Raw genomic sequence first — 13,682 nt, forward strand, 5'->3', positions numbered from 1 at the left:
AGAGAATTCATCATAGGCTAACCATAAGCATTTGCAAAACGGCACAGGCTTTAGGGTGTTCGGTATCAACAGTACAGTGCTTAAAGAAAAATAATAGCCTATTAATGTCATTGGGTTAAGGGAGTTGGGCGTAATATTAATGGAATGTGTGACATATTATGTCGCAACATGTATTTTAAGTAGATATACTTACTTTAGTTAAGTGTATGAAAACCTTATACATAGACTGGTTGCTAACCTTGATGGAAGCCCTAATTCATGACTACTAGAACGATAAACAGAGCAGAGATGATTGATAGACTTGATAGTGAAGGGTTGCCTCGGCACATAGCCGAAGGTTATTGCGACATAACGCTATTCGAGATACTGAATGACGAGATCTCAACGCGTAATACCTCACAAGCTAATGCCTGTGTTCCAGCTTCCCTTGGTTCGATGAATACAAAGTGGAGGGAGGAAAAAATGGAAGTAAGCAGACAACGCACCATTAATAATGGTCATTTGGGTGGTATGCACCGAATCGCGGCATCGTTGACCAAATCAGAGGATACCCAATGTTAGAGCGTATGTATTTTTGTACAAACCTTATCGATACCGCAGAGCAAGCTATTGAGAAAGGGGAGCCTGAACAGGCTACTGCCAACTTACAAGCTTTACGGAATCTGATTAATGGCCTTAAATTTGGTGATGAATCGACATTAAAGGTGATCAATAAAGTAGCTGAAGCGACTGGAGTCGATGACCTTCAAACATTGGAGAGGTTAATTCTCGCTGGTTGCACTGTTGCTGCTAGGGGGCACGGTTCAAGCAAACAAACTTTTGCGGAGCTGCTTAAGAGAGAGGCTGGAATCGCGAAGGTCGTTACTTTGCCAATGTTAGGAGTTAGATAACATGTCAAAACAGATTCGAGTACCTAAAGTCTTAGAGCCAACAATAGAAGGTATTGCGAGAGAGGCTGGCATGGAATATCGGCATGTAGTGCAATACTTAATTGTTGAAGGGCTAGAAACTTTGAAGCTTAGAGCAAATGCTATTTCGTCCAACGGAGTTGATGTTGGGTAAGCGTACAGATCCTAAGACTCAGTCTGAGATCTTAGCCATGATAGCAGCAGGCTACACGCTTGCTGCAATATCGAAACAGTTTGGATTGAATTACCACACAGTAAGGGATATTCAAAAACGACATGGTGTGAAGTCTGGTTCGTTGAAAACCGAACTTGTGGCGCAATACCAAGAGGCACTTAAGCAATCGTTAACCAGCGAATCAATCAAAGCTCAAGCCTCGTCACTTCTAGTTGACGATCTCGCTCTTGCAACAAAACTAAGAGGGAAGTTACACGCCTTAATGGATGAGATACCAGATAAGCCATCAGACACTAAAGAAGCGGTACAGGTGGCGAGAGCATTAACGGCTATAGCATCGAGTCTTAAGCTATCAAATGACACGTTAAGGGCGAGCTTTAAGCTCGGAGAAAAACCAGAGGAGTCGGACGAGTTACCAGAGTTAATCGTAAGAGAAATGCTTGAAGCAGAAGTGATCGAAGTTAGAGCAATTAAGCTTGAGTAATAACCCTCAAAACAGCTTGAATAATAACCCACACGAAACACCTCAAATCGAGGTGTTTTTTTTTGCCTTAATGTACGCAAGGAGTGTACCGAATTGACTAAAATCAATCTAAAAAAGCCATCAATAATAGTATTTGAAGGAATCGCAAAAAAGACGATTTTCAAAAGTGAGTTTTCACCTGTGGATTCAACCCCAACCCCAGCCTTATTGAGGGCTGTAGAATACTCGAATGTAGCAGGAATGGACGCTCAACCAGTATATCCTTTTAAGAGATATACTAAACCCTTATTCACTCATACCAAGGTTGGAAATAAAAGACATATAGAATCGCTAATTCCTCAAAAAGAAGGGCTGGGTAAAAGGTATTTTTCAAGAGATTTAGAGACTGCTTTTTTAGTTCTAAAAGACATCGCTCAAATAAAAGAAAATCAAGCAACAATTGTGTTTGGTACCGTCAGTTTCTCAAAGGAGTCAAAAGCCAGAATTAATCGCACACCGGATCATGCAAAAGCGTATGGAAAGCTCTTAAGGGAGCGCCTCTGGAATGAGCCAACAATTATCGTGCTTGAGAGTAGCCCAATAAAGCCTGAAGATGAGGCTACAGAGGCTACAGACGGTATAGAGATTACACACGCTCATGTCATTACTATTATCAGAGAAGCGCCTGAATCAACTTTAAAGCGTCTTAGAAAGATTTTAAAATTCGATAACCCAAGCACAAAGAATGCAGTCGTGGTTGCAACTGATTATATCTTGAAGCAACCATATACAGAGCTTATTGAGCTAGAGGAAGAGCAGTTCGGATCATTGCCGACGAAAGAAGGGAAAGCGCATCCTTACTGGTTAGGCTCATGGCGCCAGACTGATAGTGATGAAGTAAAAAGGCGTGTTCCAGTTAATATCGCTAGTAGTGATTACATATCTAAAGAGTTCGGTAAGATGGAAGCTCGTAAAAGGTATGGCTTTATTCATTTTGGCAACCTACGCGGATTAAAGGTTAAAGAGCGGATAGAAACCACAAGAGAGTTCAAGCGAAAGTACAAGTCCACTAGCCGCGAGTCATAAAACCTAAAGTCCTAGAACAATACGACTTGCCTTAATCGAACTGGGAGATTGTTTTAGAGGTGTTTTTTGAAAATACCCCCAAACAATCCCCCATATTTTGACTCAATATTAGAGGTTCAATGAGCTTCCGTTTGAAGCCGATACGGTTTTGTTAGACATTACCTGCTCTATTTCATATTTCTTTGCAAGAACAACAAATTCAGCCCAGATATCGTATGAAAGACAGATCTTCCTTCTAAGTTGCTTGGTATCTGAGCTATTACTCAAGGCCAAAATTGCAGCATGCAAGCGTATGTACTCATCACTAGAAGGTTTCTTGCGCCGACTGATAATTTCACCATTTATTGTCCCTTTTAAAGACCAACTAGGATGATCCTTCTTCTCCATGCAGTACACAGATATTATGGTGTAATCTTGATTCGCTTTTATGACTATATACATTTTCACTCCAAATTATTTGGCGGTAATCTACCATCTAATAGAGGGGGGGTAATCATACAAGTCACATTATGTGAGGTGTGTAACCTATTGAAATTACTGGTGATAAGTAAGTGCTTACTGAACTGTAAAGCTTAATTATTCATACTTGTATGATGTTCTGAAAGGAGTATTGATAAATCAATACGTTAGCATTTTGATGAATTGAGCGTTATTAACACTGGGTGGAAGTAGTTTACTTAATACTAATGTTAGAGCAAATTTGAAATAGTCTTTAATTCGTTAGTTGATTGGAATATGCTTATTAAAGTATGAGTACCAAACTGTGCTACAAAGTGGGATACAAATGGCTCTAAATAGCCCGTATCCGTTGTTATAACTGAACAGAATTCGCTGTGAGGGGTTGGCTTATCGGCCAACTCACCCATTCAAGCAAAAGGCCTCACAGCAATGTGAGGCCTTTTGTTTTTCTACCTGTGCTACATGATGTGCCGCAAACGGGTACACCTAACATCCCCCCGACATCCCCTATATCACTTCAAGATGATATCGCGTACTACGAGCACTAGAGTCAGGCTTGACCAAACAACCAGATCCCACGAGTGTATTAAGATAACGCTTGGTTGAGTTTAACCTTTCTTAGGGGGGTCGATGGTGGATTCATCCCACGAAAACCTAAACCAGTTATCTTGTTACCATATCCATATCCATATCCATATCCATATCCATATCCATATCCATATCCATATCCATATCGATATCGATATAGCTACCTGATACAAAAAGCAGTCAATTTCATCAGGGTATGATTCAAATAAAGCGCTTAATCAACTCATAAGCTGATGCGTTTGTTGCTACGCAGAATGTGGCTGCTAGAGCCAAATGAAGATACATCAAATGATATTTGATGACGTGCCATATTGGTTTTCTACTTTTAAGCCACGACTTATTAGACTTCAGCATCACCGATTTCCAATAAAAAAAGCCGCGTTCCTGAAGGGATGCGGCTTTTTGTTTGCTTAAGCTATCTCTAGCTTATCAAGACTATTTTTATGCTTAGAAATAATAACCAAAGTTAATATTAAAGCGCTTGTTGGTGTCACCATCACCGACCATAGTGCCGCCGATAAAAGGCTGGTTCTCACCGACAACAAAGTCGAAATAGGTGTAGAGTCCGCCGGCAGTTACCGCCATGCCTGTGACATTCATAAAGGTATCTTCTAAATCCGCAGACTTATCAGTAACCAATGAGTAGTCGTTATAGAATGTTAGGTTTGATATCGGTCCAATATTAACCGGTAGGCTGTATGCTACGTTAGCGATGTAAGTCGTCGCTTCTGCTGGAATAGAGTCGTAGAAGTGGTATGCCGCTACGACTATACGTTCAACATCCATACCATCAACGTCGTACTTATAATCGGTTAATTGCAGCTTAACATTCCAACGGTCGTAGTTAACAACACTGTGGATTGCGGCGGCAACGTTGTCGCCATCAGTGCCGTTGGCAATTTCAAGCTGGCCAGCTTGAACTGATGCACCGAGTTCAACGGCAACATCATTAAATGCGAAGTTATGGGCATAACGCGCGTTGAAGGTGTTTACTTCGCCAGCGGCATAACCGTCAGTTGGGGCATCGTAGATCCCTTCTCCAGGTAGGCGAATACCAACAACATCGTAGGCGTAACGATCAGTTCGGTCAGAGACATAGCCGTCAAGTCCGCCTTGCTCATCATTCTTGTAGAAGGCTAAATCAAGTCGATTATTCTCGCCTGTGTATTTGTAATTTAGGCCCATATCGTAGTCATCTTCTAAGCCTAAGTAGAAGTTAGAGCTGAAGAAGTAGTTATTTGATGCGTAAGTTAGAATACCGAAAGGGACTTGAGTGACACCAATTTTACCTTGCTGCTCTTCAGTAAAGTTATAACCAATCCACGCATGCTGAATTACATTCATGTATTCAAACCAACGATACTGAGCAGAGTAAATTAGGTCTTGGTAATTACCTGAAACGTCAATGCGAAATAGATCGAAATCAAAATCACCACCGCGATCAGCGTTATCATCATCAAAATCTTCATAAGAGTAATTAACACGAACGGCACCACCAAACTTGAGGTTGTTTTCTTTTTTCTCCACCTCATTGACGATGACAACTTCTTCTACTTCTTGTGGCTTTTCAGCTGCCTTTAGCTGCTGGGCTTCTAGCTGTTCGATTCGATTTTTTAGTGCTTTAAGTTCTTCGTCTATCGGGGCGGCATTTGCATTAGCAGCTAACGCCAGGGCGATACAAGAAGCAGCAAGTGTATAGCGATTCATCATTTATCCTTGTTTATTAAGTTTGATTTTTGTGATTCGGTGTTGTCGGCATCATCCGTGTAGAAGTCTGATAACACGCCTGCAAGATGAGAACGCGATAGCTCACCCTGCAAGTCACCATCGGCATCGACAACGGGCAGGGGAAAGTCGGATTCCATAGTGGTCGGAATAATACTTTCAAGCAGTGCATCTGGTGATATCGGGGTCATTTCCTCGACCTGAAAGTCTTCCATCGGAGCATCTTTATCCGTCTTTACAGCGTCCTCCAGTGCTTCTTGGCACACTACGCCCTGAAAACCTTCATCGGTAACGTAATAGGCATAGTTGGCAGGGATCTGCTTCATCTGCTTGAGCGCTTCACCGATGGTATCGGCGGTAAGGCGAAAGGCTGGTGGCTTCATCACGGTTTCAACCGTTAAAGCTCGCGGACGGTTGACGTCTTTGACAAACGCTTCGACATAATCGTCAGCAGGGTTGAGCAAGATATCCACCGGCGCTCCCACTTGGATCAGATTGCCGTCTTTGAGGATCGCAATCCGGTCGCCAATGCGCAGCGCTTCATCGAGATCGTGAGTAATGAAGATGATGGTTTTATGCAGCTCTTTTTGCAGCTCTATGAGTTGGTCTTGCATTTCACTGCGTATCAAGGGATCAAGCGCCGAGAAAGCTTCATCCATCAGTAGAATTTCTGCATCAGTGCACAGCGCTCTCGCGAGGCCCACACGCTGTTGTTGGCCACCTGATAGCTGCGAAGGGTACTGTGCTTCATATCCGCTCAAACCAACAGTCTCTAGCCATTGATTGGCCTTGGCATTTCTGCTGGCTTTGTCTACCCCTTGTACACTGAGACCATAGGCAACATTTTCCAGTACGGTGCGATGAGGCATTAAACCAAAGCGTTGAAACACCATCGCCATTTTATTGCGACGAAATTGCTCCAACTCTTTGCTATTCAACTTCATCACATCAATGCCTTCAACCAATATCTGCCCTTCAGTGGGATCGATAAGGCGATTGAAGTGACGGATCAAAGTGGACTTTCCTGAGCCAGATAACCCCATAATGACAAAAATTTCACCTTGATGAATGTCGAGGTTAATGGCTTTAAGGCCCACGGTATGGCCGGTTTTAGCTAGAATTTCATCTTTAGATAAACCTTCTTTAACCATCGGCATGACGTTAGCGGGTTTTTTGCCAAAGACCTTATAGAGATCTCTAATTTGAATGAGTGGCTGCGTTGATGATTGATTAGTCATGATTTCCACTCTGGGTGTGTTTCTGAGATCGCTTGGCGTAAGCTTGAGAAGTGCGATCAAAAATGATGGCTAGCGCGACAATGGCTAAACCGTTAAAGAGTCCGAGGGTGAAGTATTGGTTGGTGATCGACTTGAGTACGGGTTGACCCAGCCCCGTGACGCCAATCATCGAGGCAATAACGACCATTCCCAGTGCCATCATAATTGTCTGGTTAATGCCTGCCATAATGGTCGGAGAGGCGAGTGGTAACTGCACTCCCATAAGGCGTTGCATCGGACTTGCACCATAGGCGGTAGCAGCCTCTAGTACTTCTTTGTCTACCAGACGGATCCCGAGATTCGTGAGTCGAATAACGGGCGGAATGGCATAAATTACCACGGCAATCACGCCGGGCACTTTGCCAATACCGAGTAACATGACCACGGGGATCAGGTACACGAAGGCTGGCATGGTTTGCATGACATCCAAAATCGGCGTCACTATTGAGCGAGTTCGATTACTGCGGGCCATTAATATACCAATGGGTACGCCGAGTACGATGGCTAATAGCGTGCACACGGTAATGATACTGAGAGTACGCATGGTATTTTCCCACATACCGAAATAACCGATAAGTAGAAATGACACCACCACGCCGACAGATAGCTTCCATGAACGACTGGTTAAGTAAACTAATGCAGTAATTGACAGCAGCACAGCCCACCAAGGTGATTGTACCAACAGCTTTTCAAACCAGATAAGAAAGTCGAGCAGCGGATCAAAGAAAGACTCGATGACATCACCATACTCACGGGAAAAGTCCCGAAAGGTGCTGTCTAAATATTTGCGAATTTCCAATAACGTTTCACGGTCCATCTTTGGAAATTTGCTGAGCCAAGAAAAGTCAGCCATTGTTACCTCTATCGTTTTTTATACGGAATAATCTAGATCAGAAACAAAAACGCGAAGCTTTGTTGGCCTCGCGTTTTGTTTAGATTTAGAGTGCTTTTACTGCCAATCTTACTTTTGCGGCAACATCAGCAGGAACCCATTTAAGCCATATGTCTTCATGCTTCATTAGGAAGTACTCGGCGGCGATATTACCATCAGCCTGATTGTCTTCCATCCAAGCCAGCAAGCCGTTCATCTGGGCATTGGTGATAGAACGTTTAGCAAGATACTCAAATTCTTGAGTTGATTTTTTAGCAAAAGCTGCGGTGGTAACCGTTTGCACTAATGCTGATGGGTACATGGTGACTTTAGGATCTGCGCACTCTACGTTAGAGATACAGTCACGAAAATGGTCTTCATCGATACCGGTACCAAAATCGACCTTAACCATGTTGTACTTACCCAATATTGCAGTGGGTGCCCAGTAATAACCAAACCAAGGCTTTTCACGCTCGTAAGCACGGGCGATGGAACCTGATAGACCTGCTCCTGAACCCGGATTGACAAGATCAAACCCTGCATCACTTAGTTTTAGTGCTCGAAACAGATTTTCAGCGGTGATCTGACAGCCCCAACCCGCAGGGCAGCCATAAAAAGCGCCACGTTCTGGATCTTCTGGATGCTCAAAGGTTTTTACTTTGGCAATAATACCCGCGATGGTTTTCAGGCTTGGGTCTTTATCGACCATATATTGGGGTACCCAAAAACCTTCTTCACCGCCATCAGAGAGTGATTTACCTGCAATTGCTAAGCGCTTCTCCTTGATGCCTCGTTCGATAAGATCTTTAACGTTGTTGCTCCAGATCTCAGGCGCGATGTCCGGCTCTCCTTTTTCAACCATTGAGGTGCTCGTTGGCATCGTATCGCCAGGGATTAACTCCGCTTCGCAACCGTAACCATGTTCTAAAATAAAGCGATCCACATTGGCGATTAATGAAGCTGAACTCCAGTTCATATCTGCGATGGTGACTTTACCGCATTGCTCTTCGGCAAAGACTTGATGTGTCGCGGTACTAAGCAGTAATCCGCCAATCAAAATTATACTTTTCATAAGAGCTCCGTGCTCGAGTTGAGAGTTTGTTGCGCACGTGCCTTTAACTAACAATGGTTAGAGTTCAAACTAGGGGCTGTGCTTCGATTCTTGCAGGTGACAGTAATGTGACAAACATATTACCAAGAGTAGGGCTAAATAAAGCGTTTGAGAGCGTAAATTAACACAATAGTGGCGTGGTTAACAGTTTAGTACTTCAAACTTGCTACCTTAATCAATTCCGCCCTCATAAATGTGATTAGAGCTCAAACTAATCGTGACCTATTGGGTATTAGTTGGGTTGCTAGTCTGCTGGTTTTGCTCTGTAGACTGGCTATCTGCACATTGCTAACTATTGGTGATGAGCATGCTGTGCTTGTCAGTTGCAGGGTGGGTGTTTAGGTCGTGATGTGATGCTCGACGGAGCATTGCATCCCAGGGGCTTTAGTAAGCTCTTGCAGTGATGCCAGCTGAAAGCACCGTCATTGCATGACTGCCATTAACAGTCACAGACCGAATTGAATCGACATTGTCAAAATGACCTAATTAGACATCAGGTCACTTACAGTCAATAAAAGTAAGCAGGCATTGAGGAAATCGATTGTACTTGTATTTGAGACAATCAAACTCACGCTGGACACTTAAAGAACTAACTGATTATCTCGTAAAATAGCGCTCTAATTTATTGGAGCGTTATCAAGTTGCAGAAAGTATTCGCTATAAGCGTCAAGTGCGTTGTGTTGGTCATTGGGTTCTATGCTACTCAAGTTTTTGCTGTGGTCGTTGAGACTGATTCGGCCGCAGTCACCGTCACCGTTGTAGACTCTGCACCCACAAGACTAAAAGTCGGTTTGGCGTTAAGCGGCGGCGGTGCAAAAGGGGCTGCTCATGTTGGCGTATTACGCTATTTAGAAGCTAACCATATTGCCGTTGATTACATTGCTGGCACCAGTATTGGCGCGTATGTCGGAGGGCTTTATGCGTTGGGTTACAGTGCTGATGATATAGAAAATATCATGCTAAACCTCGACTGGAACAGTGGCTTTGATGATGCAGTGCCACGTCAGGCATTAAATTATCATGACAAACAAGATTTTGACCGTTTCAATCTGCCGTTTGAATTTGGCTCTCTTGATGGTGAAATCCTAATGCCACAGGGCATACTGCGTGGACAAACCATGGGTAACTTATACATTAAGTCTGCCGGTATAGTGCCTCGTCAGCGCTCGTTTGATGGTCTGGCCATTCCCTTCAGAGCGATTGCGACCGATATTGTGACGGGCAATGCTGTAGTGCTCGACTCTGGTAACCTATTAACGGCAATGCAAGCGTCGGCGTCGGTGCCGGGAATATTGCAGCCGGTCGAAATCGACGGCAAGTATCTGGCTGATGGCGGCATGGTCAGTAATATGCCAGCCGATACGGTGCGCGAGATGGGTGCTGATATCGTTATCGCTATTGATATTGGTTCCGAGCTTGCGCCGAAAGAGCAGTTAAAAGATAGTTTTGCCATTTTAGCGCAGCTGTCTACCATGATGACCCGGGCAAATGCGGTACAGCAAATCTCAAACTTACAACCACAAGATATCCTTATTCGTCCTGACATTAGCCAGCTCGATACCACTGATTTTAGCAGTATGCCGCTTGGCCTTGAGAAAGGTGAACAAGCTGCAATAGTTCATAAAGAACAACTCTTAGCGCTTCAAATTTCCGCTGAGCATTTTGCTCAGTATCAAGCTGAACGTCTGGCTTATAAGCAAGAGTTACTGGCGTTTCAGCAGCAGCCAATTGATAGCATCGTGTTGGTTAACAACAGTGAAACCAGTAGCAAAACGATTGAAACAGCTTTAAGTATCACAGCGGGAAATAGCGTCGAGGCGGAAGAGATCGTCGAGGCAATTGATCGTGTTTATGCACTGAACACTTTTGAACGGGTAGAGGTGGAGGCGCTCAGCAGTGCTGATCACGGTAAGGAGTTACAGCTTAAAACGCAGCAGAAAAGCTGGGGGCCAAATTTCTTCGATATCGGTTTTTCATGGGAGGAGGATTTTGGTGAAATATCCGATCTTAAACTCGATCTGCTTTATAGCATGAATAACATTGCAGGGACTGACGGTCAGCTGCGTTTTGAGCTCTCGTCAGGCAGAGCAAAACAGCTCGCCAGCGAGTATCGTTTGCCATTGGATTCACTTGAAAAATTTTATTGGAAAACTCGCTACCAGTTTTCACAAGAGGAGCAATTGTACTTTTGGGATAATAAGCGCAGCCTTAAAACGGTAACCAAAGCTCACAATATCAGTACGTCGCTAGGCATTAACGTGACTAATAATATGATCATAGAACTGGGTTTTTCAGCCGAAACCGGTGAAATTGAGGGGCCGACTATTGTTAACGTCGATCTGGACTATGATACCTATTCTAGTTTTGCACTGGTGAGTTATGATTCCTTGGATAGCTATAGTTTTCCGCGTAAAGGCACACTTTTCTATTTCAAAGGCGCCTATAGCAAGGATGAATTGCAACCGCTAACCTTACCTGGCGTTGGTGAGGTGGTGGGTGATACTGAGCTGTTCAATTACGAGTTTGCCTTTAAACATGCTCGCAGTTTTAAGCAGCATACTTTGATTAATAAAATTAAAGTCAGTGGTACGGATAGCGATCAAATTAGTCTGATCCACACTCACGAACTTGGCGGCTTTTTAAATCTTTCTGGTTTGCATAAAGATGCCTTAGTCGGTTCGCAACTGATCTACGGCTCGCTAATCTATCAATACCGTATCGACTGGAATGGCTTTGGCGGCAGAATGATACCAATCTACTTAGGTGCCTCTGCTGAGGCAGGAAATGTTTGGCAGTATAAAAGTGAGCGTGGCTTGGATGACCTGATTTATGCCAGCAGTATTTTTATCGGCACTGAAACTGAGTTTGGCCCCGCAGTACTCGGCTTTGGGGTTAACGACCAGCATCATAAAACGCTTTACCTGACCTTAGGAAAGACCTTTTAGCGTGTTGGGTGCTCTATGCCTCTAATAGAGCGCTGAGTTGATATTGTCATTTAAGCCGTCGCTCGGATATCTGGCACCTCGTGGAAGAGGTGCTTATGACTAGAATACAAAACCAAACCCTCTCTTCACTACTGCTACCGTCATAAACCGCAGTTAACTCTCAACAATGATATTCAGATGCCACAATTATTACCATCACAAGTGGATGGATACAGCAACCTCGAGGATTGTTACTGTACAGAAAAAGAAATTTTCAGATTGAGTGCATTATCAAACCAAGTCAGTTGAGTATAATTCAATCAACAAAATTGACATGGCAATACGCCTGTTAGCTTCTAAACTTTAAATCTACTTGGCGCTGCAGTTGAACAAGGTTCTTTGCTGCAGGCTGAGTTAATTAAGGAGCCAAAATGGCTGGTGGTTGGGCCCGCGACGGGGCAGTGCAAGATCAAATCGATAATAGTATCGAAGATGGCGTGGCGCATATTCGTAGTGAACTATCGCTTGGACAAAGTCTGTTCGACTGTGAAGAGTGCGATAAACCCATCCTCGAGGCGCGTAGACGAGCTGTTCAAGGCGTTCGTTTGTGTGTTGAATGTCAAAGCGAGCGAGATAAACGGCACAGTAACATGGCACTGTTTAATCGCCGAGGCAGTAAAGATAGTCAATTACGTTAAGGTCGACGCTAAGGCGGGATCCATGTTGATAACCGTATATTAGTCAGATTAGTAATTCAGTTGATTATTACCATATGGTAAAAGTAAATTGCATAATAGTGGGATTATCATTTGTTGTGCCCTCGCTATAATGTTCGCATATTCATTACGGCGCTGGTTCAGATAAGACCGTTTATACACTCTATCAATCTAGGAATTTAAGATGACAGCACAGACAATCAAATCTAAAGCCGCAGTCGCTTGGGCCGTAGGCCAGCCACTCTCTATGGAAATCGTCGATGTTATGCCACCGCAAAAAGGCGAAGTTCGAGTCAAGATGATTGCTACCGGTGTTTGCCATACCGATGCATTCACATTATCTGGCGATGACCCAGAAGGGATCTTCCCTTGTATTTTAGGTCACGAAGGTGGCGGTATCGTTGAGTCAATTGGCGAAGGCGTAACTAGCGTTCAAGTCGGCGACCATGTCATTCCTTTATATACGCCAGAATGTGGCGAGTGTAAGTTCTGTAAGTCTGGTAAGACTAACTTATGCCAGAAAATCCGTGAAACTCAAGGTAAAGGTTTGATGCCAGACGGCACTACGCGTTTTTCAAAAGATGGCGTCGATATTTTCCACTACATGGGATGCTCAACCTTTTCTGAATACACCGTATTACCTGAAATTTCACTAGCAAAAGTGAACCCTAAAGCACCACTTGAAGAGGTGTGTCTATTGGGTTGTGGTGTAACCACAGGTATGGGCGCAGTCATGAATACCGCAAAAGTTGAAGAGGGCGCTACGGTTGCCATCTTTGGTATGGGTGGTATTGGTCTGTCGGCGGTTATTGGCGCTGCAATGGCTAAAGCCAGCCGCATTATCGCTATCGACATTAACGAAAGTAAGTTCGACTTAGCTCGTCAACTGGGCGCGACTGACTGCATTAATCCAAAAGATTACGACAAGCCAATTCAAGATGTGATTGTAGAGCTTACCGATGGCGGCGTTGATTACTCATTTGAGTGTATCGGTAACGTTAACGTCATGCGAAGCGCGCTTGAGTGTTGCCATAAAGGTTGGGGCGAATCAGTGGTTATTGGTGTAGCAGGTGCAGGTCAAGAGATCTCAACCCGTCCATTCCAACTCGTGACTGGTCGCGTATGGAGAGGCAGCGCTTTTGGTGGTGTTAAAGGCCGCTCAGAGCTACCTGAGTACGTTGAACGTTATTTGGCGGGTGAGTTTAAGTTAAGCGACTTTATTACTCATACTATGGCGCTTGAGCAGGTTAATGAAGCATTTGACCTTATGCATGAAGGTAAGAGTATTCGTACTGTTATTCACTTCGACAAGTAAACTATCAAAATAAGTGGATAGGGCGTAAGCCCCTATCCAGCCGCTTTCGCATTAACTGTCATCG

The 13,682-nt window shown here is 43.9% G+C and carries 13 protein-coding genes; 8 read left to right on the forward strand and 5 right to left on the reverse strand.

Translation table 11 applies throughout. From position 1 onward, the window contains the following. Window positions 1-258: 258 nt before the first annotated feature. The 5 genes from L2729_RS16975 to L2729_RS16995 all read left to right on the forward strand — a co-directional run bounded on the left by L2729_RS16975 (window position 259) and on the right by L2729_RS16995 (window position 2,632). Complete coding sequence (locus tag L2729_RS16975; RefSeq protein ID WP_248989324.1) at window positions 259-561, forward strand: hypothetical protein; 303 nt, start codon at window positions 259-261, stop codon at window positions 559-561. Further along, a complete protein-coding gene (locus tag L2729_RS16980; RefSeq protein WP_248989325.1) occupies window positions 555-890 on the forward strand; it encodes a hypothetical protein in 336 nt (111 codons plus the stop codon). The genes L2729_RS16975 and L2729_RS16980 overlap by 7 nt, the downstream gene beginning before the upstream one ends. Window position 891: 1 nt before the next feature. Further along, window positions 892-1,062 (forward strand): hypothetical protein, encoded by a 171-nt coding sequence (locus tag L2729_RS16985; RefSeq protein WP_248989326.1) that lies wholly within the window; start codon window positions 892-894, stop codon window positions 1,060-1,062. Then, window positions 1,028-1,567, forward strand: a complete 540-nt coding sequence (locus L2729_RS16990; RefSeq protein ID WP_248989327.1) for a helix-turn-helix domain-containing protein — start codon at window positions 1,028-1,030, stop codon at window positions 1,565-1,567. Before L2729_RS16985 ends, L2729_RS16990 begins: the two co-directional genes overlap by 35 nt. 93 nt (window positions 1,568-1,660) lie before the next feature. Beyond that, a complete protein-coding gene (locus L2729_RS16995; RefSeq protein WP_248989328.1) occupies window positions 1,661-2,632 on the forward strand; it encodes a hypothetical protein in 972 nt (323 codons plus the stop codon). A gap of 108 nt (window positions 2,633-2,740) precedes the next feature. Here L2729_RS16995 and L2729_RS17000 read toward each other — a convergent pair whose 3' ends face one another. The 5 genes from L2729_RS17000 to L2729_RS17020 form a co-directional block, all read right to left on the reverse strand. Next, complete coding sequence (locus tag L2729_RS17000) at window positions 2,741-3,073, reverse strand: hypothetical protein (protein WP_248989329.1); 333 nt, start codon at window positions 3,071-3,073, stop codon at window positions 2,741-2,743. A gap of 1,053 nt (window positions 3,074-4,126) precedes the next feature. Continuing rightward, window positions 4,127-5,386 (reverse strand): OprO/OprP family phosphate-selective porin, encoded by a 1,260-nt coding sequence (locus L2729_RS17005; protein ID WP_248989330.1) that lies wholly within the window; start codon window positions 5,384-5,386, stop codon window positions 4,127-4,129. Then, window positions 5,386-6,642: a quaternary amine ABC transporter ATP-binding protein gene (locus tag L2729_RS17010; protein ID WP_248989331.1), complete on the reverse strand. Its 1,257-nt coding sequence runs from the start codon at window positions 6,640-6,642 to the stop codon at window positions 5,386-5,388. Before L2729_RS17010 ends, L2729_RS17005 begins: the two co-directional genes overlap by 1 nt. Further along, the gene (locus tag L2729_RS17015) at window positions 6,635-7,534 is read right to left on the reverse strand and encodes an ABC transporter permease (protein WP_101093430.1); all 900 of its coding nucleotides are present in this window, start codon (window positions 7,532-7,534) and stop codon (window positions 6,635-6,637) included. The genes L2729_RS17010 and L2729_RS17015 overlap by 8 nt, the downstream gene beginning before the upstream one ends. 85 nt (window positions 7,535-7,619) lie before the next feature. Then, window positions 7,620-8,624 carry an ABC transporter substrate-binding protein gene (locus tag L2729_RS17020; protein ID WP_248989332.1) on the reverse strand — a complete coding sequence of 335 codons (1,005 nt, stop codon included), beginning with the start codon at window positions 8,622-8,624 and terminating at the stop codon, window positions 7,620-7,622. A gap of 680 nt (window positions 8,625-9,304) precedes the next feature. Between L2729_RS17020 and L2729_RS17025 the strand changes: the two genes are divergently transcribed. The 3 genes from L2729_RS17025 (at window position 9,305) to L2729_RS17035 (ending at window position 13,618) form a co-directional block, all read left to right on the forward strand. After that, a complete protein-coding gene (locus L2729_RS17025; protein WP_248989333.1) occupies window positions 9,305-11,608 on the forward strand; it encodes a patatin-like phospholipase family protein in 2,304 nt (767 codons plus the stop codon). Window positions 11,609-12,018: 410 nt separating this feature from the next. Beyond that, window positions 12,019-12,285: a DksA/TraR family C4-type zinc finger protein gene (locus L2729_RS17030; protein ID WP_248989334.1), complete on the forward strand. Its 267-nt coding sequence runs from the start codon at window positions 12,019-12,021 to the stop codon at window positions 12,283-12,285. A gap of 202 nt (window positions 12,286-12,487) precedes the next feature. Further along, the gene (locus L2729_RS17035) at window positions 12,488-13,618 is read left to right on the forward strand and encodes an S-(hydroxymethyl)glutathione dehydrogenase/class III alcohol dehydrogenase (protein ID WP_248989335.1); all 1,131 of its coding nucleotides are present in this window, start codon (window positions 12,488-12,490) and stop codon (window positions 13,616-13,618) included. Window positions 13,619-13,682 lie beyond the last annotated feature (64 nt).

Origin of the sequence: Shewanella gelidimarina (assembly GCF_023283945.1) — a bacterium.
Lineage (GTDB): Bacteria > Pseudomonadota > Gammaproteobacteria > Enterobacterales > Shewanellaceae > Shewanella > Shewanella gelidimarina.